At 68.9% G+C, this 24,478-nt stretch carries 22 protein-coding genes and 1 tRNA gene; 12 read left to right on the top strand and 11 right to left on the bottom strand.

The genetic code is table 11. From position 1 onward, the window contains the following. Positions 1 to 72: 72 nt before the first annotated feature. The 5 genes from ITJ67_RS06590 (at position 73) to ITJ67_RS06570 (ending at position 4,759) form a co-directional block, all read left to right on the top strand. Positions 73 to 146: transfer RNA gene (locus ITJ67_RS06590), tRNA-Pro, on the top strand. Positions 147 to 295: 149 nt separating this feature from the next. Continuing rightward, positions 296 to 1,183, top strand: coding sequence for an aminoglycoside phosphotransferase family protein (locus ITJ67_RS06585; RefSeq protein WP_194677122.1), 888 nt, complete (start codon positions 296 to 298; stop codon positions 1,181 to 1,183). A gap of 93 nt (positions 1,184 to 1,276) precedes the next feature. After that, positions 1,277 to 2,398 carry an N-methyl-L-tryptophan oxidase gene (gene solA, locus ITJ67_RS06580; RefSeq protein ID WP_194677121.1) on the top strand — a complete coding sequence of 374 codons (1,122 nt, stop codon included), beginning with the start codon at positions 1,277 to 1,279 and terminating at the stop codon, positions 2,396 to 2,398. Further along, positions 2,395 to 3,297 carry a LysR family transcriptional regulator gene (locus ITJ67_RS06575; RefSeq protein WP_194677120.1) on the top strand — a complete coding sequence of 301 codons (903 nt, stop codon included), beginning with the start codon at positions 2,395 to 2,397 and terminating at the stop codon, positions 3,295 to 3,297. The genes solA and ITJ67_RS06575 overlap by 4 nt, the downstream gene beginning before the upstream one ends. Positions 3,298 to 3,364: 67 nt before the next feature. Further along, the gene (locus ITJ67_RS06570; protein ID WP_323741406.1) at positions 3,365 to 4,759 is read left to right on the top strand and encodes a sodium:glutamate symporter; all 1,395 of its coding nucleotides are present in this window, start codon (positions 3,365 to 3,367) and stop codon (positions 4,757 to 4,759) included. A 24-nt stretch (positions 4,760 to 4,783) separates the two neighbouring features. On the opposite strand, the gene ITJ67_RS06565 is transcribed toward ITJ67_RS06570, so the two are convergent. Beyond that, on the bottom strand, positions 4,784 to 5,296 hold the full coding sequence (locus ITJ67_RS06565) for a mycothiol transferase (RefSeq protein WP_160072835.1): 513 nt from the start codon (positions 5,294 to 5,296) through the stop codon (positions 4,784 to 4,786). Beyond that, complete coding sequence (locus ITJ67_RS06560; RefSeq protein WP_160072837.1) at positions 5,293 to 6,384, bottom strand: glutathione S-transferase family protein; 1,092 nt, start codon at positions 6,382 to 6,384, stop codon at positions 5,293 to 5,295. The genes ITJ67_RS06565 and ITJ67_RS06560 overlap by 4 nt, the downstream gene beginning before the upstream one ends. A 149-nt stretch (positions 6,385 to 6,533) precedes the next feature. Here ITJ67_RS06560 and ITJ67_RS06555 point away from each other — a divergent pair, with 149 nt between their 5' ends. Continuing rightward, complete coding sequence (locus ITJ67_RS06555) at positions 6,534 to 7,316, top strand: glucose 1-dehydrogenase (protein ID WP_160072839.1); 783 nt, start codon at positions 6,534 to 6,536, stop codon at positions 7,314 to 7,316. Between the two features lie 68 nt (positions 7,317 to 7,384). Then, positions 7,385 to 7,777: a DUF1801 domain-containing protein gene (locus ITJ67_RS06550; RefSeq protein ID WP_194677119.1), complete on the top strand. Its 393-nt coding sequence runs from the start codon at positions 7,385 to 7,387 to the stop codon at positions 7,775 to 7,777. Positions 7,778 to 7,815: 38 nt separating this feature from the next. On the opposite strand, the gene ITJ67_RS20220 is transcribed toward ITJ67_RS06550, so the two are convergent. The 3 genes from ITJ67_RS20220 to ITJ67_RS06535 form a co-directional block, all read right to left on the bottom strand. Continuing rightward, positions 7,816 to 9,486: a polysaccharide deacetylase family protein gene (locus ITJ67_RS20220; protein WP_194677118.1), complete on the bottom strand. Its 1,671-nt coding sequence runs from the start codon at positions 9,484 to 9,486 to the stop codon at positions 7,816 to 7,818. Next, positions 9,483 to 10,145, bottom strand: coding sequence for a hypothetical protein (locus ITJ67_RS06540; protein WP_194677117.1), 663 nt, complete (start codon positions 10,143 to 10,145; stop codon positions 9,483 to 9,485). The genes ITJ67_RS20220 and ITJ67_RS06540 overlap by 4 nt, the downstream gene beginning before the upstream one ends. Positions 10,146 to 10,309: 164 nt before the next feature. Next, positions 10,310 to 10,921 (bottom strand): TetR/AcrR family transcriptional regulator, encoded by a 612-nt coding sequence (locus tag ITJ67_RS06535; protein WP_160072847.1) that lies wholly within the window; start codon positions 10,919 to 10,921, stop codon positions 10,310 to 10,312. 206 nt (positions 10,922 to 11,127) lie between these two features. Between ITJ67_RS06535 and ITJ67_RS06530 the strand changes: the two genes are divergently transcribed. Together ITJ67_RS06530 and ITJ67_RS06525 are read left to right on the top strand one after the other, a co-directional pair. Then, positions 11,128 to 12,390 (top strand): MFS transporter, encoded by a 1,263-nt coding sequence (locus ITJ67_RS06530; protein WP_194677116.1) that lies wholly within the window; start codon positions 11,128 to 11,130, stop codon positions 12,388 to 12,390. After that, the gene (locus tag ITJ67_RS06525; RefSeq protein ID WP_194677115.1) at positions 12,387 to 14,021 is read left to right on the top strand and encodes an amidohydrolase; all 1,635 of its coding nucleotides are present in this window, start codon (positions 12,387 to 12,389) and stop codon (positions 14,019 to 14,021) included. Before ITJ67_RS06530 ends, ITJ67_RS06525 begins: the two co-directional genes overlap by 4 nt. A 30-nt stretch (positions 14,022 to 14,051) precedes the next feature. Here ITJ67_RS06525 and ITJ67_RS06520 read toward each other — a convergent pair whose 3' ends face one another. Further along, the gene (locus ITJ67_RS06520; RefSeq protein ID WP_194677114.1) at positions 14,052 to 14,993 is read right to left on the bottom strand and encodes a LysR family transcriptional regulator; all 942 of its coding nucleotides are present in this window, start codon (positions 14,991 to 14,993) and stop codon (positions 14,052 to 14,054) included. Between the two features lie 121 nt (positions 14,994 to 15,114). Here ITJ67_RS06520 and ITJ67_RS06515 point away from each other — a divergent pair, with 121 nt between their 5' ends. Both ITJ67_RS06515 and ITJ67_RS06510 read left to right on the top strand, forming a co-directional pair. Then, on the top strand, positions 15,115 to 16,107 hold the full coding sequence (locus tag ITJ67_RS06515) for a DUF1852 domain-containing protein (RefSeq protein ID WP_160072855.1): 993 nt from the start codon (positions 15,115 to 15,117) through the stop codon (positions 16,105 to 16,107). Positions 16,108 to 16,127: 20 nt separating this feature from the next. Next, positions 16,128 to 17,153 (top strand): methionine synthase, encoded by a 1,026-nt coding sequence (locus ITJ67_RS06510; protein WP_194677113.1) that lies wholly within the window; start codon positions 16,128 to 16,130, stop codon positions 17,151 to 17,153. Between the two features lie 53 nt (positions 17,154 to 17,206). On the opposite strand, the gene ITJ67_RS06505 is transcribed toward ITJ67_RS06510, so the two are convergent. Both ITJ67_RS06505 and ITJ67_RS06500 read right to left on the bottom strand, forming a co-directional pair. Further along, positions 17,207 to 17,809: a thymidine kinase gene (locus ITJ67_RS06505; protein WP_104299734.1), complete on the bottom strand. Its 603-nt coding sequence runs from the start codon at positions 17,807 to 17,809 to the stop codon at positions 17,207 to 17,209. Between the two features lie 92 nt (positions 17,810 to 17,901). Continuing rightward, positions 17,902 to 18,411 carry a GNAT family N-acetyltransferase gene (locus tag ITJ67_RS06500; protein ID WP_160072859.1) on the bottom strand — a complete coding sequence of 170 codons (510 nt, stop codon included), beginning with the start codon at positions 18,409 to 18,411 and terminating at the stop codon, positions 17,902 to 17,904. A gap of 100 nt (positions 18,412 to 18,511) precedes the next feature. Here ITJ67_RS06500 and ITJ67_RS06495 point away from each other — a divergent pair, with 100 nt between their 5' ends. Next, positions 18,512 to 19,756 (top strand): APC family permease, encoded by a 1,245-nt coding sequence (locus ITJ67_RS06495; RefSeq protein WP_194677112.1) that lies wholly within the window; start codon positions 18,512 to 18,514, stop codon positions 19,754 to 19,756. 79 nt (positions 19,757 to 19,835) lie between these two features. Here the strand turns inward: ITJ67_RS06495 and ITJ67_RS06490 are convergent, their stop codons facing one another. The 3 genes from ITJ67_RS06490 to ITJ67_RS06480 all read right to left on the bottom strand — a co-directional run bounded on the left by ITJ67_RS06490 (position 19,836) and on the right by ITJ67_RS06480 (position 23,866). After that, on the bottom strand, positions 19,836 to 21,326 hold the full coding sequence (locus ITJ67_RS06490) for a malate:quinone oxidoreductase (protein ID WP_194677111.1): 1,491 nt from the start codon (positions 21,324 to 21,326) through the stop codon (positions 19,836 to 19,838). A 190-nt stretch (positions 21,327 to 21,516) separates the two neighbouring features. Further along, complete coding sequence (locus tag ITJ67_RS06485; protein WP_194677110.1) at positions 21,517 to 22,569, bottom strand: aspartate-semialdehyde dehydrogenase; 1,053 nt, start codon at positions 22,567 to 22,569, stop codon at positions 21,517 to 21,519. A gap of 25 nt (positions 22,570 to 22,594) precedes the next feature. Further along, positions 22,595 to 23,866, bottom strand: coding sequence for an aspartate kinase (locus tag ITJ67_RS06480; RefSeq protein WP_104243220.1), 1,272 nt, complete (start codon positions 23,864 to 23,866; stop codon positions 22,595 to 22,597). Positions 23,867 to 24,478: the final 612 nt, after the last annotated feature.

Here is a 24,478-nt window from a genome sequence, read left to right as displayed (position 1 = left end):
TCGCGCCCTCGGTTGGCGGCGCGAGCAACCTTCGGGTACTCTTGGGGAGTTCGCCGCTCAGCGGTGAGCGATCGGGGTGTGGCGCAGTTTGGTAGCGCGCTTCGTTCGGGACGAAGAGGTCGTGGGTTCAAATCCCGCTACCCCGACAGTTGTCTGATGGGAAAAGGCCTGAGCTTGCTTGCAAGCTCAGGCCTTTTTCGTGCATGCAATCGCGACCGCGTCCGCGCCCTACCACGTGAGGAACGCGCCGGGACGCGATGGTGTACTTTCGGCGGATGCCCTCAGTGTGGCCATCGTGCTGATCCCAGAAGACCTCGTCCGTCGCCTCACGGGCCGCCCCTCCGACCTCGGGGTGGACGGCGATGAGTGGCTCCGCCGCCTGCCGTCTCTCATCGACGAGCGCCTCGACGCGTGGGAGCTGACCATCACCGGTGCGGCTCACAACGGCCATAACGCGATCGTGCTGCCGGTTGCTCGTCACGGGCAGCCGCAGGTCCTGAAAATCAGCTGGCCCCATCGGGAGGCAGCCGTCGAGCACCTCGGGCTTCGCCACTGGAATGGCGCGGGCATCGTGCGGCTCGTGGCGGCGCATCCATCGGACTTCGCGCTGCTCCTCGAGCCCCTGCACGCGGAGATCGATCTGCATTCGGTCGAGACCGACGATGCGTGCCTCGTGATCGGCGGCCTCCTGCGACGCCTCCACGTCGCACCCCCGCACTCGGTGCCGGATTTCCGTATCGAGGCGCGCGACTGGATCGCGCCGCTGCGGGCGCATCCGTCTTCCGTGCCTCGCCGGTGGGTCGACCGCGCCCTCGACACCTTCGACGCGCGTCCCTACGAGCCGACGCTGCTGCACCTGGATCTGCACTACGGGAACGTGCTCGCCGCCGAGCGGGAGCCGTGGCTCGCCATCGACCCGAAGCCCGTCGCGGGTCCCGCAGGATTCGAGGTGTACCCGGCGCTGCGAACTCGCGTCGAGGACTACCGGGGCGGCGCGCTCATGCACGCGGAGGTACGCAGCCGGGTCGAGCTGATCAGCGGTGAGGCCGGCATCGATCTCGACGACGCCAGGGAATGGTGCATCGCGCACGCCATCCTGAACGCCCACCAGGTCTCGGAAGAGGGGTGGCCGACGCTCGTGACCCTGCACCTCGCGATCGCGAAGGCGCTGTCGGACATCTGAGACATCTTTCTCAGCTGTTTTTTATCTATCCAATGACAACTTCAATCTGGTTTAAGTCTTGCGTTTGAGTTTCGGACGGCGCATGATCATGTGATGGATGCAGACGTTGTGGTCATCGGACTCGGAGCTGCCGGCTCGTACGCGGCCTGGAACCTGGCCTGCAACGGCGCGGGCGTGCTCGGCCTCGAGGCGCAGACCCTCGTCCATGACGACGGGGCCTACTCGGGCGAGAGCCGCCTCTTCCGCGCGGCCTACCACGAGGGGTCCCACTATGTGCCGCTCCTCATCGCGGCCCGCCATGCCTGGCTCGAGTTGGCCGAGGAGAGCCGGGCACCCATCTTCCAGTCGACGGGCGTGCTCTCGATCGGCTCGCCAGACGACCCTCGCCTCGAGCAGGTACGCCACTCCCTCGCCCAAGCCGACATCCCGCACGCGGCCCTGTCGACGGCGGAACTCCGGAGCCGCTACCCGCAGCATGAGCAGCTGACCGACGAGATAGCAGTGCTCGACGAGCTCGGCGGTGCTCTCAGACCCGAATCGGCCGTCACCGAGATCCAACGCCGCGCGACCGCCGCGGGCGCCGAGCTACGCGGAAGCACGCCGGTGCTCTCGATCGAGGAGACCGCAGGCTCGGTGCGCGTCACCACGGCGGAGGGCACGCTGAGCGCGAAGCAGGTCATCGTATCGGCAGGGATCTGGACCCCACGCCTCCTCCCCGCACTCGCGCCGCATCTGACGATCAAGCCCATCGCGCTCACCTGGTTCGCGCCAGAGAACCCCCACGACTTCGCACCCGAGGTGTTCCCCGCGTTCATCCGAGACCACGGCAACGTGCACATCTTCGGCGTCCCCACCCTCGACGGCTCGCTCGTCAAGGCCGGCTACGACGCGAAGTGGGGCGACATCGACGCTCCAGAACAGCTCGATCGCCGACTGAGCGTCGCCGAGCGAGCCAAGATCTCGCGCGACATCCACACGCTCATCCCCGGCCTGCCCGACGCGATAGCCAAGCACTCCGTGCACGCAGACCTCTTCACGTTCGACAAGACCCCGATCATCGGGAGGATCAGCGAGCGCATCACGGTCGGCACCGGATACTCGGGCCACGGCTTCAAGTTCACCCCGGTCTTCGGCGACATCCTCGCCGACACCGCCTTGGGCCGCACGCCCGAGTTCGACATCTCCCCCTTCGCGCCGCTGCGGTTCAGCGCATGAGCGAGATCAGCCTCAAGCAGCTGCGCTGCTTCGTCGCCGTCTACACGGAGCGCAGCTTCACCCGAGCAGCGAAGCGACTCGGACTCGCGCAGTCACCCGTGAGCCAGGCGGTCGCGGCCCTTGAAGCGCAGCTGGGTGTCACCCTGTTCGAACGCGGCGGCCGTGACGTCGTCCCGACGCCGGCCGCAGAGGCGCTGTACCCGGAGGCGGTCGAGATTCGGCGCCGAGCAGAGGGCCTTCAGCACCTCGCTTCGACGGCCACCGAGGAACGCGCGAAACGGGTGCTGCGCCTCGGGTCGATCAGCTCCATGTTCTCCAGCGCGCTGCCGACACTGCTCCGCGCCGAACCGCTGTCGCCATACGCCGTCACGGTCTCCGACGGCGGCACCACGGACCTGAGCAGGGCAGTCGACGACGGAGACCTCGACGTGGCGCTGCTCCGGGACCTCTCGCCGGACAGTGACCGGCACGCGGTCGCCTTCCGCGAACGCCTCTGCGTCGCGGTGGCGGCCGACCATGAACTGACAGCGCAGCAGGTCGTCTCGGCCGAGCAGCTCCGCGACTTCCCGCTTGTGCTCTTCGATCGCGGGCGCGCGCCGCTCGCCTTCGACCTGACGGCGAGCGCGTTCCTCCGTTCCGGCCACCCGCTCCGAATCGCCGCGCGCGTCACGAACGAGCAGGCCATCCTCGGTCTCGTCAGCGCCAGGCTCGGCATCGCGCTCGTGCCGCAGTCGCTCGCCCTGCACCCCTGGCCGGGGGTGGCGTTCCGTGACCTGCGGGACGCGGAGTACTCCTATCCGCTGGCGGTCCGCGTCGCGGCGGGCGACCCGCTCGGCCTGCTCGGACCGATCACGTCGGCGCTTCACGGCTGGGCGTCGCAGAACTCGCTCATCCGCTGACCCCATCCCTGCCTCCCGGTCACCGCCGACCGGATTCACGATCCCCAACGCACAGAAATGAGTTCTCGTGGAGTACACGCCTCAAGCTCTCCTCGTCGATGCCGGTCTCATCGGCATGCTCCTGATCATCGGCACCCTCGCGAGGGCGAAGATCAAACCGCTGCAGACGATGATGATCCCCGCTTCGGTCATCGCCGGTGCGCTCGGCTTGCTGCTCGGTCCGAACGGGCTCGGGTTCCTTCCCTTCTCCGACCAGCTGGGCACGTACGGCTCGCTGCTCATCGTCCTCGTGTTCGCGTGCCTCGCGCTTACCGACGACTTCAACATCTTCAAGATCGGCCGCAACGTCGCGGGGTTCGCCGCCTACGGCGTGCTCATGTACTCGCTGCAGGTCGTCATCGGCCTGGTGCTCGTGCTCGTGCTCCTCGGCCCCCTGCTCGGGGCTCCGGACAGCATCGGCCTCATGCTCTTCGCGGGCTGGGCGGGCGGCTTCGGCTCGGCCGCGGCGATCGGGGCGGTGTTCGCGGATGCGGGCCAGCCGGAGGTGCAGTCGATCGCGTTCACGGCGGCGACGGTCGGCATGCTCGTCGGCGTGGTCGGTGGCATCATCCAGGCGAAGATCGGCGCGATGCGCGGCCACGCGAAGGAGTTCGCCGGCATGAAGAGCATGCCGGAGGACCTGCGCACGGGCGTGCTCGATCAGATCAAGACGCGCCCCTCGATCGGCACGCACACCTTCTCCGGTGGAACGATCGAGTCGCTCGCGTTCCAAGCGGCGATCGTCGCCGGCGTCTCCGCCGGCGCCTACGGCATCAACCTGCTGCTGGGCGAGCTGCTCCCCGCTGTGACGTTCCCGCTCTTCTCGATCGCGTTCATCGTCGGCCTCGTCCTGCGGGGGCTCATGGCCGCCTCGAAGACGCGCAAGTACATCGACCCCGACTCGCTGCGCTCCATCTCGGGCGCCGCCACCGACGTCCTCGTCGTGTGCGGCATGGTCTCCATCGTGCCGAGCATCGTGGCCGACAACTGGCTCGCCTTGCTCATCCTCTTCCTCGTGGGGCTCGCGTTCTGCCTGTTCCTCGGCTTCTTCGCGGCGCCGCGGCTCATGCAGGATGGCTGGTTCGAGCGCCAGCTGTTCACCTGGGGGTGGGCGACGGGCGCCGTCGCGACGGGCATCGCCCTGCTTCGCATCGTGGACCCGCGCATGAAGTCGCGCACGCTGGAGGACTTCTCGATCGCCTACCTGCCGGTCGTGCCGGTCGAGGTGGCGGCCATCACCTTCGTGCCGTTGCTGGTGATCGGCGGCGCCGCGTGGGCCGCTGTCGGCATCTGGGGCGCGATCGCGATCGTCGCGGCGATCGGCGCGGCCATCGTGATCTTCACGGGGCGGAAGGCGCCGGGAAGCGCCGGCGGGGAGTCGAGCGCAACGGCCGCGGTCGGCGGCGGCTCGAGCTCGAAGTAGGGCTCGAGCCCGAGCCGGCGGGTATCAACCCCGCAGGATGCCCGCGGCGTACGCGGCCTGGCCGACGTGCTGGGCCGCGTCGTCGATGATGCTGACGATGCGGGCGGCGCGTGTGACTGGCGGATCCCACTGCTCGTCGATGATGTCGCCGAGCACATCCGGGCTGAGCGAGCGGATGTAGGTGCGCAGTGCATCCGTCGCCGCGCGCAGGTAGTCGAGCAGCAGCGTGGCGTCGTCGACGATGACGGCGCGCGCCTGGGCCGTCGAGTGCCCGTAGCCGACCGAGTCGCCGAGCTCGCCGAGGCCGAAGCGGGCGTCGAAGCCCTCAGCCGACCAGACCTCGGGAACGCCGGAGAGGCCCGTGAGCTGCACGTCGATCTCGCGCGCCGTGTGCCAGAGCAGCCAGGCGATCGAGTTGTCGTGGCCGCCCGGATGCGCGTTGAGGGCCTCGGCGCTCAGCTCGCCCGCGAGGCGCTCGGCGGCCTCGACGGGGCGGCTCGCGAAGTCGTCGAGCACGCCGATCGTGTCGCCGCTCATGCGCGCGAGCGTCCGAGGCGCACGAGGTCGTGGGCAGCCTCGATGGGCTCGGGGTTCGGCCCTGGAGGGGTGCCGTCGCCGAACGGCGATCCGCCGAGCTGCTCGCGGAAGTGCGGCAGCTTCCAGTTGTGGAGCTCCGGGCCGGCGGGGACGATGCCGCTCGGGTTGATGTCTCGGTGCACCTCGTAGTAGTGGCGCTTGATGTCGACGAAGTCGGTCGTGTCGCCGAAGCCGGGAGTCTGGAAGAGGTCGCGCGCATAGGCCCAGAGCACCGGCATCTCGCTCAGCTTCTGCCGGTTGCACTTGAAGTGGCCGTGGTAGACGGCGTCGAAGCGAGCGAGCGTCGTGTAGAGACGCACGTCGGCCTCGGTGATGGTGTCGCCCATGAGGTAGCGACGTGTCTCGAGGCGCTCCGAGACGATGTCGAGCGCCGTGAAGAGCCGGTCGTAGGCCTCGTCGTAGGCCTCCTGCGATCCCGCGAAGCCGCACCGGTAGACGCCGTTGTTGATCTCGGTGTAGATGTGCTTCATGACGGCGTCCATCTCGTCGCGCAGCGCCTCCGGGTAGAGCTCGGGGGCGCCGTCGCGGTGGAACTCGGTCCACTCGGTCGAGAAGTCGAGGGTGATCCACGGGTAGTCGTTCGTCACGACGCCGCCGCTCGGCACGTCGACGATGGCGGGCACGGTGATGCCGCGGGGGTAGTCGGGGAATCGCTTCAGGTAGGCATCCTGGATGCGCGGGATGCCGAGCACCGGGTCGAGCTCGCCTGGGTCCTTGTCGAAGGTCCACGAGCGCTTGTCGTGCACGGGTCCGCAGATGCCCATCGAGATGGCGTCCTCGAGGCCGAGGAGTCGGCGGACGATGGTCGAGCGGTGCGCCCACGGGCAGGCGCGGGCGACGACGAGCCGGTAGCGTCCGGCTTCGACGGGCCAGGTCTGGATGCCCTCGCCGACCGAGCGGGCATCCTTCGTGATGCGGTCGCCGATGTAGTTGGTGTCGCGGTCGAAGGGCTGCCCCGCCTTCGAGTACACGCCCTGCTCTGCCGCTTCTTCGCCGTCTGGTCGTGCGTCCTGCGTCGCCTGAGTCATGGGGCAATCCTAGGAAGCGGATGTGGATGCTCGCTGGGGGCGAGTCGGGCCCGTCGCGGAGGCCTCACGGGAATAAATTCACTAGGCCACGACATAACTAGAGTGTCGTCCTGCGACTGCCGGGCGATGCACCGCAACGAAGGAGAAGCATGTCTCGGTTCACCGACAAAGTCGTTCTGATCACCGGCGGAGGATCCGGCCTCGGCCGCGCAACCGCGGTCCGCGTCGCGAGCGAGGGCGGAAAGCTCGCACTCGTCGACATCTCGGAGCAGGGCCTCGAAGCGAGCAAGGCGGCCATCCTCGAGGCCGCGCCTGACGCCGAGGTCTTCACGACGACCGCGGACGTCTCCAGCGAGGCCGACACCGACGCGTACGTCGCCGCCACCCTCGAGCGCTTCGGCCGCATCGACGGCTTCTTCAACAACGCCGGCATCGAAGGCCGCCAGAACCTCACCGAGGACTTCGGCGCAGACGAGTTCGAGCGGGTCGTCTCCATCAACCTCCGCGGAGTCTTCCTCGGCCTCGAGAAGGTACTCAAGGTCATGCGCAGGCAGGGCTCCGGCTTCGTCGTGAACACGGCCTCCGTCGGCGGCATCCGTGGCGTCGGAAACCAGTCAGGCTACGCTGCCGCAAAGCACGGCGTCGTCGGCCTCACCCGCAACTCGGCCGTCGAGTACGGCCAGTTCGGCGTGCGCGTCAACGCCATCGCGCCCGGCGCGATCTGGACGCCCATGGTCGAGAACTCCATGCGCCAGCTCGACGCGGAGAACCCGAAGCAGGCCGCAGAGCAGTTCATCCAGATCAACCCCACGAAGCGCTACGGGCAGCCCGAGGAGATCGCCGCGGTCGTCGCGTTCCTCCTGTCGGACGACGCGAGCTACATCAACGCGGCTGTCGTTCCCATCGACGGCGGCCAGTCGGCGAAGTACTGACCGGCGCTCCGAGCCCGAGCAGTGCAGCGAGTCGAGCCGCCGGCGGACCACGGGTCTACGCTGGCGGCATGACCGCTGCCCCGTCGCCGGATGTCGATGCGTACTTTGCCGAGCTCGAGCATCCGCTGCGGGATGTGGCGGTCGGCCTGCGCCAGCTGCTGCTCGACGCGCATCCCGACGTCGTCGAGAGCCTCAAGTGGAAATCGGCGAACTACGAGGTCGCCGACGACTTCGGGACCCTCAATCTCCGACGCCCGAAGGCCGTGCAGCTCGTCCTGCACACGGGCGCGAAGGTGAAGCCAGAGCACCCGGAGATCGTCGTCGACGACCGCTCGAAGCTGCTCACGTGGCCGGGCCGCAACCGCGCTGTCGCCTCGTTCGCGAGCCTGGCTGAGTTCGAAGATGCGCGGGGCGCACTCGCCGAGCTCGTGAGGGCCTGGGCCGCGCAGGTCGAGCTCTAGCTATCTTGGCGGAGCCGTCTCGGTCTCGCACCCCTGAGCTACCGGGCTGACGTGTAGCTGTTGCCCGCCGCGGGGGCGCCACCGAAGATCTGGTCGATCGTCACGAGCACGAACCCCCGGTCGTGGAGGCCTGTGAGGATCTCGGGCACCGCGTCGACGGTCGAGTCGTGGATGTCGTGCATGAGGATGATCGACCCGGCCTCTGCCTCGTTCGCGCCGCGGTCGACAAGAGTCTCATGGGGCGGCCCCTCCCAGTCGAGCGTGTCGATGTCCCACAGGATGGCCGGCATGCCGAGCTTCGTGAGAACCCGGGCGTCGAGGTCGCCGTATGGAGGCCTGAAGACACTCGGCCGTTCTCCGGTCGCGGCGGCGATGGCGTCGTTGGTCTTCTTCACCTCTTCCTCGATCTTCTTGTCGTCGAGGGTCGTGAACTGCGGATGCGTCCACGAGTGGTTGCCGAGCTGGTGGCCGTCGTCGTCGATCTGCCTCGCGATCTCAGGGTGCCGCTGCACGTTGGGGCCGACGAGGAAGAAGGTCGCGGTCGCGTCATGCTCCCGCAGCTGCCCGAGGAGCGTCTCCGTGATCGGCGCGGGCCCGTCGTCGAAGGTCAGGGCGACACACGGGAACAGCGTGCAGTCGACCTGGCGGTCACCGGCGAGCGGCCGCTGGCCGGCGACGAGCGGTTGCGGGGTCGCCGACGCGGCGACGAGCTCTCGGCCGAGGTCGGTGAGCATGGGGGATGCCGCCTCCGCACCGATGTGGATGCTCGGGAAGCGGTGCGAGATCGGCTCTCCGACGACGAGCGTGGTCTCGCCGTCAGGAGAGACGGGAGGAACTGCGTTCGCACCGCCGGATACGTCCATCTCAGGGGTAAGGAGGCCCGCGGGGATGCCGATCCGCAGTCCACCGTCCGGGGTGGGCGTGACGTCGGCGAAGCCCTGCGCGAGCACGGCCGCGTTGATGTCGCTCGGCGCCGCGACCTGCGTATCCCAGAGGGCGCCGAGCTCTCGCCGCGCGGCGAGCACGAGCTCGTTCCAGATGGCCAGCGCCGCGTCCGCCGTGATGACGTCGACGCCACCCGCTTGCTGCGCCGTCGCGGTGTCGGCGAAGAAGACGAAACTCTCGTCGCGGGTGATTGCCGGCGCTGCTCCTGCGGTTCCCTCGACGACCCGGACGCGCTCGCCGAACTCGCTGCCGCTTGCGACGACGATCTCGCACGTGATGACCATCGCCTCACCATCGGTGGCGCCGCCTTGAGCGAGCACCTCCGCAGCCGGCACGCCGCTGGAACCCGCCTCGCAGCCGCGACTTCCGAGCCCGGCTCCCGCTGCTGCGGCCTCCGGCTCGTACACGGTGCCGAGCCTCGTCGCGAAGGCGCCGACCGTGTCGACGACGAGTGAGCGGATGCGCGAGTTCAGCTCGGCCTGCCCTGGCACCTCCGTCCACCTCGCGTCGACGGCGGGTGCCGAGTCGCGGATGCGGTAGTGGTCGAGGGGCGTGGCACCGGCTTCCGCGCCGGCGACGTCACCGGCGGCCTCGTCGAAGCTCGTCACGGCCGCGCGAACGGGCGGCTGCCAGGCCAGGTCGGGAGCAGGGGCGCACGCCGAGAGCGCGAGGGTCGCAATCGCGAGCATCGCGACGGCGAGCAGGCGCCGCAGAGGGCGAGGCTGCGTGCTGGACTGCCGCGAGCTCCATCGACTGCGGGTCACGCGACCGGCCCGCCGATGCTCTCGAGGATCTGGGCGATGGCCGGGCGGTAGCGGTCGAGGTCGTCGGCGCTGGCGCTGAAGCGCACTGCAGCGTTCGGCGTGGTGGCGCCCGCGCTTGCGATCGCCGCGGAGCCGACCATCACGCCGGGAGCTCCCTGTCCTTCTGCGGCAGCCTGCCCGTACTCGTAGCTCGCGTGACGCACGGAGAGCCCCTCCTTCGGCGCCTCGTCGATCCAGAAGAGACCACCAGCCTCGGCGGCCATGGCGCCCTCTGGCATCAGCCCGTCCTTGACAAGCGCCTCGCTCGCTTCTCGTGCCGCGACTTCGGACGCATCCACCATCGACTGGGGCTGGGACGGCACTTGGAGGGTGATCTCGAGGCGCGCGTCCGGACTGCGGAGCGTCACGACGTCGGTGCCGAAGTAGTGGGGCACGATGACCCACCCAGCCGGCGCGACGACCGCGACGGCCGACTCGTCGCTGCCTACCGTGACCGTCTCGTCGGCCTCCGTGGCGCGGCTCGTGGCCTGCGTGAGCAGTGCGCCGCCGAAGAAGAAGCCGAGCACCGCGAGCGCGGCAACGAGAACGACGCCGAGCACGACGTACAGCCAAGGGCTGCTGCGTGTGCGCTCGGGAGCGGCACCGTGCGAGAACGTCATCGTGGGCTCCGGGCTGAGGGGGGGGTAGCGGGCGGATGCCACCAGGCTACTGACTCGACGGAAATTCTGCCCCACCCAGACGCGGACTCTCCCCGCCCGAGGAGAAATCACCCTCGCCCAGGGCTGACTTACGGTTGCTTGCAGGGCGCGAGAGCGACCACAACTCAGCCCTGGGCGCGCGGGATGCGTTCGCGCAGCGCTGCCAGCAGGACCGCGAGTCCGAGCTCGAACGAGCGCTCGATGCGCTCGGGACCCGACTTGGAGTCGGCGAGGAGTCTCCCGAAGAGCCGAGTCGGCGCATCCGGCTGCCAGACCTGCTCCGGCGACGCCAGTTCGAGGCCGAAGCCGAGCGCGAACGCGTCGATCATGCCGATGAGCGTGACGATGTCGTCGTCGGGGAAGCCCCCAGCCTGCAGCGCGACGGCGAGGTCATCGTAGGACTCGATCACCGAGGGGCTCGTGATGGTCTTCCCGATGAGGAACGGCAGCAGCGCCGGGTGGTCGGCGTACATGCGCCGCTGGAGCCGCACGACCTCCTCGACGTACTGGTCCCATGTCCGCTGCTCCGGCGTTGCCCGGTAGCGATCCACGAGACGGCCGCGCATGAGCTCGACGATGTCGTCGAGCCCCGAGACGTGCTTGTAGAGCGAGGAGGGGCGCACCTCGAGCTTGCGCGCGATGGCGTTGACGCCGAACGGCTCGCCCGCTTCGACGAGCTGCAGCCCGGCGTCAGCGATGCGGGCCGGCGTGAGCCCGACGATCCTGCGTCCCTCCATGGCTCGCCCCTTCCCTCGTGCACGCGTGTTGGCCTCCCCGTCGTGTTATTCGAGGAAAATGCCCCGGATGCCTTCCGCTCGGCCCCGTCTCCGTGCATACTAGCGAACACCATTCGCTGGCGAATGGTGTTCGCCAAACACGCGTCGCGCCGGAACCTGTTCGCAGCAGCAGGTCGCACGCCGAGAACCCAGACCCATGGAGCCCCATGACCACTGCAGCCGAACTCAGCACGCGGGTGCCCCTGCGCCTCGCGCCGGCCTCTGCGACGTTCGCCATCGCGATCGCCGGCTATCTGGCCGTGAACCTGTCGCCGTACATGATCACCGCGGCACAGACGGCGGTCGACCTCGACGTGCTCGCCGCGAGCTGGCTCGTCACGGGCACGCTCCTCCTGACCGCGGTCGCCGGCCTCGCCGCCGCCGGCCTCTGCGCGGGCGCGCGACGCCATCAGGTGGCCCGCATCGGTCTCGCCGTCGCGACGCTCGGTTTCCTCGCCGCCGCCCTCGTGCCGTCGCTCACGATCCCCGGCCTACTCGTCGGCGGCATCGGCGCCGGCGGAGCGGTCGCCTCGGCCGGAGCGGCGATGGCGTCGTTCCGCAACCCGGACCGCGTTGCCGGCTGGAACGGCTTCACGAACCGAGGCGTCATCTCGATCGTCCTCGCGACCCTGCCCCTGCTCGGGCTCGCGCCGCTCAACGTCTTCGGCTCGCTCGCGCTCTTCTCGGCCATCGGCCTGGTCATGACGAGGTGGCTCCCCCGCGTTCCCCTGCTCGATGCGGATGCCGCACTCGGAACAGCTGGCGCTGCGACGGGCGAGGCGATGCCGATCGAGATCCCACCGACCGGCGCGATCCGCACGCAGAGCGCCGCGTCGTCGCGCCTGCTCACGGTGAGCGGTTTCGGCCTCCTGGTCGTCTTCGCGCTCTGGGCGGTCAGCGAGGACTCGCTCTGGGCGATGATCGGCGTCATCGGTGCCGAGACGAGCGGCCTGACTCCGGAGGGGCTCGGCATCGCGCTCTCCGGCGCCACCGCGGGAGGCCTCCTCGGTTCGCTTGCGCTCATGGCCGTCGGCAACCGCCTCGGCCGGGCCGTGCCCCTCGTCGTCCTGCTGGTGCTCGGCGGCATCCTCAAGATCGTGCAGGGCACGCTCACCGACGAGGCGGCGCTCATCGTGGCGTTCATCGCCTGGAACTCCATCTACGCCGTCGCGTACATGTACTTCCTCTCGACGGCGGCAGCGCTGGATGCTCGGGGCCGCTGGTCCGGCCCGCTCCTGTCGGTCTATCTCGTCGGCTCGGCTCTCACTCCCCTCGTCGGGGCCAGCCTCAGCGAGATGCTCGGCGCGCAGGGCTTCACGCTCGCGCTCGGCATCACCAGCTTCGTCCTGGCAGTCCCCACCGGCATCATCGCCGCCATCTCGACCCGCACCGAACGTTCCACCCCGATCCTCACGGAGGCCAACGCATGACCACCACCCTGTACTCGAATGCCCGCGTCTTCCAGGGCGCCTCATCCGGGACCGCAGCGGATGCACCCGCCCCGACGGCGTTCGTGGTGCGCGACGAGGTGTTCGCGTTTATCGGCGACGAGGCCGGCGCGCGAGCTTTCACCGCGCATCCGGACGCGGCGGTCGACCTGGGCGGGCAGCTTGTGCTCCCCGGGATCACCGATGCGCACACGCACCTCGTGATGATGGGCGAGGCTCTCGGGCAGGTGGGGCTCACGGATGCCCGCAACCTCGGTGAGATCCAGCGCCTCCTGGCAGAGGCCCGCGCCGCGGACCCTGATGCCCGCGTCCTGCGGGGTCGCGGCTGGCTGTTCGATTCGATCCCGGGCGGCGCCCCGACGGCGGCGATGATCGATGAGGTGGTGGCCGATGTGCCCGTGTACCTCGACGCGAACGACTACCACTCCTGCTGGGTCAACAGCGCGGCCCTGCGGGAGCTCGGCATCACCCGCGACACCCCTGATCCGAGTGGTGGCCGCATCGGGCGGGATGCGGATGGGGAGCCGAACGGCATGCTGTTCGAGACGGCCGCGGTCGAGTATGCGTGGGCGCAGCGTGACGCCGCGATGACCGACGCCGACCGAGACGTCGCCGTCGAGCGCGTGCTCGCCGCGTACAGCGCAGTCGGCGTGACGGGGGTCGTCGATATGGCGCTCAACGAGGTCGCGCTCGACGCACTCCGGCGCGCGGCGGACCGACGGGGCGGCACCCTCCCCCTGCGGGTGGCGGCGCACTGGCTCGTCTCCAATACCGACGACGACGCGCAGAACCTGGCGCAGGTCGCGCGTGCCGGGGAGCTCTCGGCTCAGCATGCCTCGCCCTGGTTGCGCGTGGTCGGCGTCAAGCTCATCCTCGACGGCACGATCGACGCCTGCACGGCGGCAATGAGCACGCCGTACGCCGACGGGTCGAACGCCGATGCCATCTGGCCGCAGGACCGACTGCTCCCCGTGGTCGCGGCGGCAGACGCGGCCGGCCTGCAGATCGCGATGCACGCCATCGGAGACGCGGCGAGCAGCATGGCGCTGGATGCACTCGAGCATGCGGTCGAGGCCAACGGCGAGCTTCCGCGCCGTCACCGGATCGAGCACCTCGAGTACGCGGCACCCGGCACCGCCGAGCGCATGGCGGCCCTCGGGGTGACGGCATCCATGCAGCCCGTGCACGCTGATCCGGCGGTGCTCGGCAACTGGATCGCGCAGCTCGACGACGACCGAGTCGAGCGGGGCTTCGCCTGGCACGAGTACGAGGACGCCAAGGCCACGCTGGCCTTCTCGACGGATGCGCCAACCGCCCCGCACGGTCCGCTCGCCAACCTCTACATCGCGGCCACCCGCGAGTCTGCCCTCGACCCGAGCTACTCGGCGACTCGCCTCGACCGCACCGTGCCGATCGAGCGCGCACTGCTCCACGCGACGCGGGACGCAGCCGCCTCCGTCGGCGACGCGAGCTGGCGCGGCGAGATCCGCGAGGGCTCCGCCGCCGACTTCACGGTCGTCGACACCGACGTGCTCACCGAGCCCGCCGCGAGCCTGCTCACGGCGCGGACGCTGTTGACCGTCATCGGCGGGCGGGTGACGTTCGAGGCGTGAGGTCGTGGCGCGACCGCGGACGCGTCATCCCTACCCGAGCAGCTCAACCCCCGCCTCCGCGACCACCGCTCGCACCTCGTCGAGGTACCGCTGCGCCTGAGAGGTGAGGGGGATTGCGGAGTGGCCGATCCAGCCGATCTCGATGCGCTCGTCCACCTCGAGCGGAACGGCGACGATGCCCGGGTCGAGGTCGTCGCTGATGATGCCCGTCGAGATCGTGTAGCCGTCGAGGCCGATCATGAGGTTGAAGATCGTCGCACGATCGGAGACGCGGATCTCCTGCTTGCTCGACAGCGTGGAGAGGATCTCCTCCGCGAAGTAGAAGGAGTTGTTCGCCCCCTGGTCGAAGGTGAGCCGAGGCAGGCCGGCGAGGTCGTCGAGGGTTGCTCGCGCCTTCGACGCGAGCGGGTTCCTCCGGGAGACGAAGATGTGCGGCTCCGCGAGGAACAGCGTGTGAAAGGCGAGGCCCGACTCCCGCAGCAGCTTGTCGATGACGTTCCGGTTGAACTCGTTCCGGTAGAGGAGGCCCAGCTCGCTGCGGAGCGTGCGCACGTCCTCGATGATGTCCCACGTGCGGGTCTCGCGCAGCGAGAACTCGTACTCGGCCGCCCCGGTGCCCTTGACCATGCGGACGAACGCGTCGACCGCGAACGAGTAGTGCTGCGCGGACACCCCGAGCAGGCGACGCGAAGGCGGGCGACCGAGGTAGCGCTGCTCGAGCAGCTCCACCTGCTCGACGACCTGCTTCGCGTAGCGCAGGAACTCCGTCCCGTCGGTCGTGAGCGAGACGCCGCGGGCAGAGCGGACGAGGAGCGCGCGACCCACCCGGGTCTCGAGATCCTTCATCGCCGCGGACATCGTCGGCTGGGCGACGAACAGCATGTCGGCGGCGGCGCTGATCGACCGTTCGGCGGCGACCTCGACGAAGTAGTGCAGCTGCTGCAGAGTCACGCCGTTCGATCGCCGAGTCATAGCCGAAGCCTATAGTGACGCATAGTTGCGTCGAATTACTCGATGGCCCCGAATCGCCTGCACAATGGACGCATCCACGCCCACAGGCCGACCGGCCTCTCGACTCCCGGATAGGCCTCACATGGCGAACGACATCACGTTCAACATCACCACCACCCGCTTCGACGAGCACTACGCGCCGTCGGAGAGCTCCCGCATCACCACGAACTTCGCCAACCTGGCCCGCGGCGAGCACCGTCAGCAGAACCTCCGCAACGCGCTGACGATGATCGACCGGCGCTTCAACGACCTCGCCCGCTGGGACAACCCGACCGGCGACCGCTACACGCTCGAGCTCGACATCATCTCCGCGTCGCTGCAGTTCGACGACGAAGGCGACGACCGCGAGTTCCCGCTGCTCGAGGTCCTCGACATCGGGATCGTCGACCAGTCGACGGGCGAGCACCACCAGGGCATCGTCGGCAACAACTTCTCCTCCTACCTCCGCGACTACGACTTCAGCGTGCTGCTGCCGTCGGCAAACGCGGGCGGGGGCGGCTTCTCCCTGCCAGACGGCTTCGGCGAGCTCCACGGCAAGCTGTTCCAGCACTTCCTCGACTCGGCCGCCTACCAGGCGCGGTTCCCGAAGTCGCCCGTCATCTGCATCAGCGTCTCGACGAGCAAGACGTACACACGCACCGACAACCACCACCCCGTCCTCGGCGTCGAGTACCGGCAGGACGAGTACTCGCTGACCGACCAGTACTTCGGCAAGATGGGGCTGCAGGTCCGCTACTTCATGCCCCCAGGCAGCGTCGCGCCGCTCGCGTTCTACTTCCGCGGCGACCTGCTCAGCGACTACTCCACGCTCGAGCTCATCGGCACGATCAGCACGATGGAGGCGTTCCAGAAGATCTACCGACCCGAGATCTACAACGCCAACTCCGCGGCCGCGAACATCTACAGCCCCACACTCGACCAGCAGGACTTCTCCCGCACCGAGATCGCCTACGACCGCGAAGAGCGCAGCCAGCTCGCCATCACCCAGGGCCGCTACACCCAGGAGCACTTCGTGAAACCGCACGGCGACGTGCTCGACGCCTGGGCCGCCGGCTACGCCGTCTCCGCTCGATGACCCCAGAAGGATCGACGAACATGAACACACTCCTCCCCGTCGCAAGCGTCGGCAGCCTGCCCAAGCCGTCCTGGCTCGCGAAGCCAGAAGTCCTCTGGTCACCCTGGGAGCTCGAGGGCGCGGCGCTCGTCGAGGGCAAGCAGGACGCACTGCGCATCGCCGTCCAAGAACAGCGCAATCGTGGCGTCGACATCATCAGCGATGGTGAGCAGACCCGCCAGCACTTCGTCACGACCTTCATCGAGCACCTCGAGGGCGTCGACTTCGAGAATCGCGAGACGGTCCGCATCCGCGACCGCTACGACGCGAGCGTGCCCACCGTCGTCGGAGCCGTGAGCCGCAAGCAGCCCGTCTTCGTCGAGGATGCCAAGTTCCTGCGCCAGCAGACCGACCAGAAGATCAAGTGGGCGCTCCCCGGCCCAATGACGATGATCGACACCCTCTCCGACCGCCACTACAAGAGCCGCGAGAAGCTCGCGTGGGAGTTCGCGACGATCCTCAATCAGGAGGCCAAGGAGCTCGAGGCCGCCGGAGTCGACATCATCCAGTTCGACGAGCCCGCCTTCAACGTCTTCTTCGACGACGTTCAGGACTGGGGCGTCGCAGCTCTCGAGCGTGCCGCGGAGGGCCTTGGCGCTGAGACGGTGGTGCACATCTGCTACGGCTACGGCATCAAGGCGAACAACGACTGGAAGGCCACCCTCGGGGCGGAGTGGCGTCAGTACGAGAAGACGTTCCCGCTCATCCAGCAGTCGTCCATCGACATCGTCTCCCTCGAGAGCCAGCACTCGCACGTGCCCATGGACCTCATCGAGCTGATCCGCGGCAAGAAGGTCATGCTCGGCGCCATCGACGTGGCGAGCGAAGAGATCGAGACCCCGGATGAGGTCGCAGACACCCTCCGCAAGGCGCTCCAGTTCGTGGATGCGGACAAGCTCATCGCCAGCACGAACTGCGGCATGGCTCCCCTGCCGCGAGACGTCGCCTACGGCAAGCTCAGCGCACTCGCTGCAGGCGCCGACATCCTCCGCGCGGAGCTCAGCTGACCATCGTCGCCTGAGTCGGGCTTTCGGGGCGGGGTGCGCCGGTCGTAGACGACCTACAGGCGCCCCGCCCCGAGTCGTCCGTGCGACGCCTCGAGGTAGCAGTTGCCGCACATCGACTCGTAGCTGACCTCGCCCTGATCGATCGCGACCTGGCCGCCGTCGAACACGAACTCGCCGGCGACGCGGCGACCGTTGAAGATGGCCTTGCGCCCGCAGCGGCAGATCGTCTTGAGCTCCTCGAGCGAGTGCGCGATCTCGAGCAGCCGCTGGCTCCCGGGGAACGCGATGGTCTGGAAGTCGGTGCGGATGCCGTACGCGAGCACCGGGATGCCGTCGAGCACGGCGATGCGCAGCAGCTCATCGACCTGCCAGGTCGTCAGGAACTGGGCCTCGTCGACGAGCAGGCACGAGATCGGCTGACCGTCAGCGACCAGCGCCGCCAGCTGCTCGCGGGGGCTGTCCTCGACACCCACGAGGATCTCAACGCCCCTCGTCATGCCGAGGCGCGACGAGATCTCCCCCTCGACCTTCGTGTCGATCGCCGGCTTCGCGAGCACCACCCGGTGCCCGCGCTCCTCGTAGTTGAACGCCGCCTGCAGCAGCGCCGTCGACTTGCCCGAGTTCATCGCCCCGTAGCGGAAGTACAGCTTGGCCATGGTCCTCCTCGTTTCAGGGCTGAGCCCGGTCGATCGTACCCGCAGGGCGCGCATCCGCCCACCTCGTGACACCGTTCGCGGGATGCGACAGTTCAGAGCCGCTTGACCATCTCCAGCTCCCGCTGCCGCCGATCGAGCGGGTAGGGGATGGTCGAGCCGGTCGCGACGAAGCCGCGCCGCTCGTACGCGGCCCTCGCCCGCGCGTTGTCCTCGTGCACGTGCAGCATGAGCCCGGATGCCCGCGAGCTGGCCCACGCCTCGACCTCGGCGAGCAGCGCATCCGTCACCCCGGCCGCGGTCCCGCGGAAGGCGCCCGCCACGTACACGCTGACGAGCATCGGCCACGGCTCATCCCGGAAGGAGACGCACCCCATGGTGCCGACCCAGCGGCCGTCGTCGAGCACCGCGACGAGCGAGATGCCGTTGGCGGCATCGCCCCGCGCGCCCCTCCGTCGCCACTCCGCCTCGTCGTGGCCGAGCGCCTCCTCGAGGGTCTCCGTGTAGGCAAGCGGAGTGTCCTGGAGCATCTCGAGCCGGATCTCCCGCACCTCGTGCCAGTCGTCTGGCGTCGTCGCGCGAATCGTGAACGGAGCTGAGGTCATCGCCTGAGCGTACCCGCCGCGCGGCGTTCACCGACGGCCCCTATCGTCGGCCTGACGAGCAGGCGAACAGGCGATGCGCGCAGGAGCGGGAGGCGGGCGGATGCAGCAGACGGCGGAGCCGAGGAAGGTCGGCACGGTCGGCGCGACGGCGATCGGCGTCTCCGCCATGCTCGGCGCCGGCGTCTTCTCCGCGTTCGCCCCGGCAGCCCAGGCGGCCGGCAGCTGGATGCTGCTCAGCCTCGGGGTCGCGCTGGTCGTCGCCGCGAGCAACGCAGCATCGACCGCACAACTCGCGCGTCAGCATCCAGGAGCCGGTGGCGTGTACCTCTACGGGCGCGAGCAGCTCGGCGAGTGGCCCGGCTTCCTCGCCGGCTGGGGCTTCGTGATCGGCAAGACGGCCTCGGTCGCGGCCATGGCCATCACAGCCGCCGCATACCTCATGCCTGAGCCGTTCGCGCGGCCGGTCGCACTCGCCGTGCTGCTCGCCGTCACCGCCGCCGGGATGTTCGGCATCACGAGAACAGCGACCATCGCGACGATCATCGCCGGCGTCGTGATCGTCGGGCTTGTCGCAGTCCTGGTGACGGCGCAGCTCTCGCCGCCGCTCTTCGGCTCCGCGTCCGGAAGCGATGCCCAGGTCTCGGCCAGCGGCGTCCTGCAGGGCGCTGGCATCCTCTTCTTCGCCTTCGCCGGCTACGCCCGCGTCGCGACGCTCTCCGAGGAGGTCCGCGATCCGCGGCGCACCGTGCCAAGGGCGATGCTGCTGTCCTTCCTCATCGTGAGCGTCATCCTGGCGACGCTCGGATGGGCGCTCCTCGCAACGCTCGGCCCGGGCAGGCTCGCGCTGACGCCGGCTCCGATAGCAGCCCTCGTCGAGACCCAGCCCGGCCTCCAGGTCGCGGTCGGCATCCTTGCCGCGGTTGCCTCGATCGGGGCACTCTCGGCCGTGCTGGCTGGGAGCTCCCGCACGGCGATGGCCATGGGCAGACGACGCGAGCTGCCCGGCCCGCTGGCGCGCCAGCATCCGTCGACCTCGGTGCCCCGGGTCGCGGTGCTCGCCGTCGCAGCCGGCGCCGCGCTGCTGATCTGCATGGGCGACATCCGCGAGGTCATCGGGTTCTCCAGCGCTGGAGTGCTCGTCTACTACCTGGTCGCGAATCTCAGCGCCCTCACGCAGGCGAGGGAGCACCGCACCGTTCCGCGCGCCGTCTCAGCGCTCGGCGCCATCGGCTGCGTCGCGCTCGTCGTGACGCTGCCCCCGCTCGCGCTGGCGTCGGCGCTCGGAGTCTTCCTCGTGGGCGTCGCCGTCCGCCTCGCGCTGCGCCGCCGATCGAACCACGGCTGACGCAGCGAAGCCGCCCCGCGGGTGCGGAACGGCTTCGGTGGCGTGCGCTGGCTGCCTCGGAGCTGCCCGAGCGCGTGGCCTAGTGCGCGTTGAGCTCGAGGGCCTTCGCGCTGGCCGCCTGCGTCGAGTCGGCGAGCTCGGCCGAATCGTTGACGTCGGTGCCGAGGCTCGGCACGAGCGCCTCGAGCTTCGGGGCCCATTCGGCCTTCTTCTGCGGGTAGCAGCGGCCGAGCAGGTCGATCATGACCGGCACGGCGACAGACGCTCCGGGGGATGCCCCGAGCAGACCGGCGATCGAGCCGTCCTTCTTGGCCACGACCTCCGTGCCCATCTGCAGGATGCCGCCGCGCTTCGGATCCTTCTTCATGACCTGCACGCGCTGCCCCGCCGTGATGAGGCGCCAGTCGGCGGCGTTCGCCTCCGGGAAGAACTCCTGCAGCTGCTCGAACTTCTTGTCCTTGCTAGCGAGCACCTGGCCGACGAGGTAGGTGACGAGGTCGAAGTTGTCCTTCGCGACCGCGAGCATCGGGATGAGGTTGTGCGGGCGCAGCGACTTGACGAGGTCGAGGTAGCTGCCCGTCTTCAGGTACTTGGGGCTGAAGCCCGCATACGGCCCGAACATGAGGGCCGGCTTGCCGTCGACGACACGAGTGTCGAGGTGCGGCACCGACATTGGCGGGGCGCCGACGGATGCCTTGCCGTAGACCTTCGCGAGGTGCTTCTCGACAACCTCCGGGTTGTCGGTGCGCAGGAACTGGCCGGAGATGGGGAAACCGCCGTAGCCCTTGATCTCGTCGATGCCCGACTTCTGCAGCAGCGGAAGTGCGCCGCCGCCTGCCCCGACGAACACGAAGCGCGCACGGGTGACGTTCTTGCGGCCCTTCTGCTCACCGGCACGCTGCTGCGTCGCGATCTGCCAGATGCCGTCCCGCTGCTGGCGCAGCGCGATGACCTCGGTGTTGAGGCGCAGCACGGCGCCCCGGTCGACAAGACCCTGCACGAGCTTGTGCGTCAGCGCACCGAAGTCGACGTCGGTTCCGGCGGCGACGCGCGTTGCGGCGACCTTCTCGCCCGACGGACGCCCCTCGACGAGCGACGGCGCCCATGCCTTGATGACCTCGAGGTCGTCAGAGAACTCCATCGTCGAGAAGAGCGGTTCGGTCTTGAGCAGCTCGAAGCGGCGACGCAGGAACTCGACGTTCTCGGCACCCCGAACGAACGTCATGTGCGGCACGGAGTTGATGAACCCTGACGGCTCGGGCAGCTCGCCCGCCTCGACGAGCGAGGCCCAGAACTGCCGAGACACCTGGAACTGCTCGTTGATCTGGATCGCCTTGGACGCGTCGATGACGCCGTCCTTCTCAGGCGTGTAGTTGAGCTCGCAGAGCGCCGCGTGCCCAGTCCCAGCGTTGTTCCACGGGCTCGAGCTCTCCTGAGCGAGCCCGTCGAGTCGCTCGATGATCTTGATGCTCCACTCCGGCTCAAGCTTGTTGAGAAGCGAGCCGAGGGTGGCACTCATGATGCCCCCGCCGATCAGAACGACGTCGTAGATCTTCTGTGAATCAGTCACCGAGACAGTCTACGTCCGAGGCAGATGCACGTCCGCTTCGAGGATGCCCGTCGGTCGTCACATTCGGGGCTTTTTGCCGTTTTCGAATGCGATGGCCGCCGCGGGCGTGTTTCGCCGCGGCATTCTCGGCACCAGACGCAAGAACGGACGCCCCCGAGAGGGCGTCCGTTCTCCGTGGAACAGGCGGCTGTCAGGCCTTGGCGGCGACGAGCTCGGCGATCTGCACCGCGTTGAGCGCTGCGCCCTTGCGGAGGTTGTCGTTCGAGATGAACAGCGCGAGACCGCGGTTGCCGTCGACCGACTGGTCCTGGCGGATGCGGCCGACGAGGCTCGGGTCGGCGCCGGCAGCCTGCTGCGGCGTTGGCACATCGACCAGCGCGACACCGGGCGCCGCAGCGAGCAGCTCGCGCGCACGGTCAGGCGTGAGCGCGTCGGCGAACTCGGCATTGATCGACAGCGAATGACCGGTGAAGACGGGGACGCGAACGCACGTTCCGCTCACGCGAAGCTCGGGGAGGCCGAGGATCTTGCGGCTCTCGTTGCGCAGCTTCTGCTCTTCGTCCGTCTCCTCCGATCCGTCGTCGACGACCGACCCGGCGAGGGGGATCACGTTGAAGGCGATGGGGGCGACGTACTTGTCCGGAGCCGGGAACTCGACGGACGAACCGTCGTGCACGAGCCCGAGGAGCGCCTCCTCGCCCTGCGAGACCGCGGCGACGGCCTGACCGGAGAGCTCACGGGCACCCGCGAGGCCGGAGCCAGACGTCGCCTGGTAGGTCGACACGATGAGGCGCTCGAGGCCGGCCGCCTCGTGGAGCACCTTGAGGACGGGCATCGCGGCCATGGTCGTGCAGTTGGGGTTCGCGATGATGCCCTTCGGCGGCGCGACGATGGCCTCCGGGTTGACCTCGGAGACGACCAGCGGCACCTCGGGGTCGCGGCGCCACGCGCTCGAGTTGTCGATGACAACCGCGCCGGCGGCGGCGAAGCGCTCGGCCTGCGCACGCGACGTGGTCGCGCCCGCGGAGAAGAGCGCGATATCGATGCCGCTCACGTCGGCGACGGCGACGTCTTCGACCGTGATGTCCTCGCCACGGAACGGGAGGGTCGTGCCCGCCGACCGGGCGGAGGCGAAGAAGCGGATGCTCGCGACGGGGAAGTCGCGCTCCTCGAGGAGGGTGCGCATGACGGCGCCGACCTGACCGGTCGCGCCGACGACGGCGACGTTCAACTTGGTGCTCATGACTGCTCTTTTCTGCTCAGCCGCGTCAGCGGCCGGTGCCTGCGTAGACGACTGCCTCGGCGTCGCCGTCGAGGTCGAAGGCGGTGTGGATGACACGGGTGGCCTCGGTGACGAGGTCGGCCTGCGTGATGATCGAGATGCGGATCTCGGACGTGGAGATCATGTCGATGTTGATGCCAGCATCCTTCAGCGCAGTGAAGAGCTTCGCCGTCACGCCGATGTTGGTGCGCATGCCGGAGCCGACCAGCGAGATCTTCCCGATGTCCTCCGTAAGACGCAGCGACGCGTAGCCGATCTGCTCACCCTCCGCGGCGACCGCGTCGAGCACGCGCTGCGCGTCAGCCTTGGGCAGCGTGAAGGAGATGTCGGTGACCTTCGTGTCCTGCTCGGACACGTTCTGCACGATCATGTCGATGTTCGCGCCCTGCTCGGCGACGATCGTGAAGATCGCAGCCGCCTTGCCTGGCACATCCGGGACCCCCGCGATGGTGATCTTGGCCTGGCTCAGGTCGTGGGCGACACCCGCGATCATTGCTGCTTCCACTTCGTACTCCTCTGCCCGGTCTGGGTTGTAGACGATGGTGCCCTCGTGGTCGGAGAACGACGAGCGGACGTGGAGCGTGACTCCCTGTCGGCGTGCGTACTCGACCGCGCGGATGTGAAGGACCTTCGCGCCCGAGGCGGCGAGCTCCAGCATCTCCTCGCTCGAGATGTAGCTCAGCTTGTGCGCCTTGGGCACGATGCGCGGGTCGGCGGAGAAGACCCCGTCGACATCGGTGTAGATCTCGCAGACGTCGGCGCCGAGCGCAGCGGCGAGGGCGACAGCGGTCGTGTCCGATCCTCCGCGCCCGAGCGTGGTGATGTCCTTGGAGTCGCGGTTGAAGCCCTGGAAGCCGGCGACGATCGCGATGGCGCCCTCGTCGAGCGCTTCGCGCACGCGCACCGGGGTGACGTCGACGATGCGGGCATCGCCGTGCGTGGAGTCGGTGATCATGCCCGCCTGGCTGCCCGTGTAGCTCCTGGCATCCATGCCGAGGTCCTTGATGGCCATCGCGAGGAGTGCCATCGAGACGCGCTCTCCGGTCGTGACGAGCATGTCGAACTCGCGCGCATCCGGAATCGTGGCGATCTGGTGGGCGAGGTCGATGAGGTCGTCCGTCGTGTCGCCCATGGCGGAGACAGCCACGACCACGTCGTTCCCTGCACGGCGGGTCTCGACGACTCGACGGGCTACTCGCTTGATGCTCTCGGCATCGGCGACCGATGATCCGCCGTACTTCTGGACGATCAGACTCACGTGTCGTGTCTCCTCCGGTTCGGGATGCGCGTCGAGCCTCGCTCGCGCGCCACAAGCTCCCATCCTATCCGGCGGGGGCATGCGGTTCCTAGCGCGAGTGCCGTTCGTTTCCGTTGATTGCGGGGCGGTGACCGCCTGGCGACACTGCTCGGCGCCGCTCGCTGGCTCCGCGCGCTCGACTCGCTCGCGCCACGGGCTCCACGTACTCCAGTCCCTCGCGTCACGCGCTCCGCGTACTCCACTCACTCGACAGAGTTGTGGGCAGATGCACTCGACAACGCCCGCAAACGCACCAACCCACAACTCCGCGCCGCGCGGGTCGGCGTCGCACCGCCCCACTCAGGGACCCGCAGCCCCACCGACCCGCTCAACCACCCGCACCACTCACCCACTCACCTGCCCATCCCCTCGACAGAGTTGTGGGCGGATGCGGTTAGCAACGCGCGCAACCGCACCAACCCACAACTCTGCGCCGCGCGGGTCGGCGTCGCACCGCCCCACACACGGACCCGCCGACCCGCTCAACCACCCGCACCACTCACCCACTCACCCAGTCACTCGACAGAGTTGTGGGCAGATGCGCTCGACAACGCCCGCAAGCGCATCTGCCCA

Source organism: Pseudoclavibacter sp. VKM Ac-2867, from assembly GCF_015351275.1.
Classification (GTDB): Bacteria; Actinomycetota; Actinomycetes; order Actinomycetales; family Microbacteriaceae; genus Pseudoclavibacter.
This window is presented reverse-complemented; position numbering and strand designations above follow the sequence as displayed.

What these genes read in the sequence shown, in the direction of transcription:
- solA (WP_194677121.1), top strand. Translation starts at nt 1,277, where the DNA reads ATGGATGCAGACGTTGTGGTCATCGGACTCGGAGCTGCCGGCTCGTAC.
- ITJ67_RS06575 (WP_194677120.1), top strand. Translation starts at nt 2,395, where the DNA reads ATGAGCGAGATCAGCCTCAAGCAGCTGCGCTGCTTCGTCGCCGTCTAC.
- ITJ67_RS06565 (WP_160072835.1), bottom strand. Translation starts at nt 5,296, where the DNA reads ATGAGCGGCGACACGATCGGCGTGCTCGACGACTTCGCGAGCCGCCCC.
- ITJ67_RS06560 (WP_160072837.1), bottom strand. Translation starts at nt 6,384, where the DNA reads ATGACTCAGGCGACGCAGGACGCACGACCAGACGGCGAAGAAGCGGCA.
- ITJ67_RS06555 (WP_160072839.1), top strand. Translation starts at nt 6,534, where the DNA reads ATGTCTCGGTTCACCGACAAAGTCGTTCTGATCACCGGCGGAGGATCC.
- ITJ67_RS06550 (WP_194677119.1), top strand. Translation starts at nt 7,385, where the DNA reads ATGACCGCTGCCCCGTCGCCGGATGTCGATGCGTACTTTGCCGAGCTC.
- ITJ67_RS06540 (WP_194677117.1), bottom strand. Translation starts at nt 10,145, where the DNA reads ATGACGTTCTCGCACGGTGCCGCTCCCGAGCGCACACGCAGCAGCCCT.
- ITJ67_RS06535 (WP_160072847.1), bottom strand. Translation starts at nt 10,921, where the DNA reads ATGGAGGGACGCAGGATCGTCGGGCTCACGCCGGCCCGCATCGCTGAC.
- ITJ67_RS06530 (WP_194677116.1), top strand. Translation starts at nt 11,128, where the DNA reads ATGACCACTGCAGCCGAACTCAGCACGCGGGTGCCCCTGCGCCTCGCG.
- ITJ67_RS06525 (WP_194677115.1), top strand. Translation starts at nt 12,387, where the DNA reads ATGACCACCACCCTGTACTCGAATGCCCGCGTCTTCCAGGGCGCCTCA.
- ITJ67_RS06520 (WP_194677114.1), bottom strand. Translation starts at nt 14,993, where the DNA reads ATGACTCGGCGATCGAACGGCGTGACTCTGCAGCAGCTGCACTACTTC.
- ITJ67_RS06515 (WP_160072855.1), top strand. Translation starts at nt 15,115, where the DNA reads ATGGCGAACGACATCACGTTCAACATCACCACCACCCGCTTCGACGAG.
- ITJ67_RS06510 (WP_194677113.1), top strand. Translation starts at nt 16,128, where the DNA reads ATGAACACACTCCTCCCCGTCGCAAGCGTCGGCAGCCTGCCCAAGCCG.
- ITJ67_RS06505 (WP_104299734.1), bottom strand. Translation starts at nt 17,809, where the DNA reads ATGGCCAAGCTGTACTTCCGCTACGGGGCGATGAACTCGGGCAAGTCG.
- ITJ67_RS06500 (WP_160072859.1), bottom strand. Translation starts at nt 18,411, where the DNA reads ATGACCTCAGCTCCGTTCACGATTCGCGCGACGACGCCAGACGACTGG.
- ITJ67_RS06495 (WP_194677112.1), top strand. Translation starts at nt 18,512, where the DNA reads ATGCAGCAGACGGCGGAGCCGAGGAAGGTCGGCACGGTCGGCGCGACG.
- ITJ67_RS06485 (WP_194677110.1), bottom strand. Translation starts at nt 22,569, where the DNA reads ATGAGCACCAAGTTGAACGTCGCCGTCGTCGGCGCGACCGGTCAGGTC.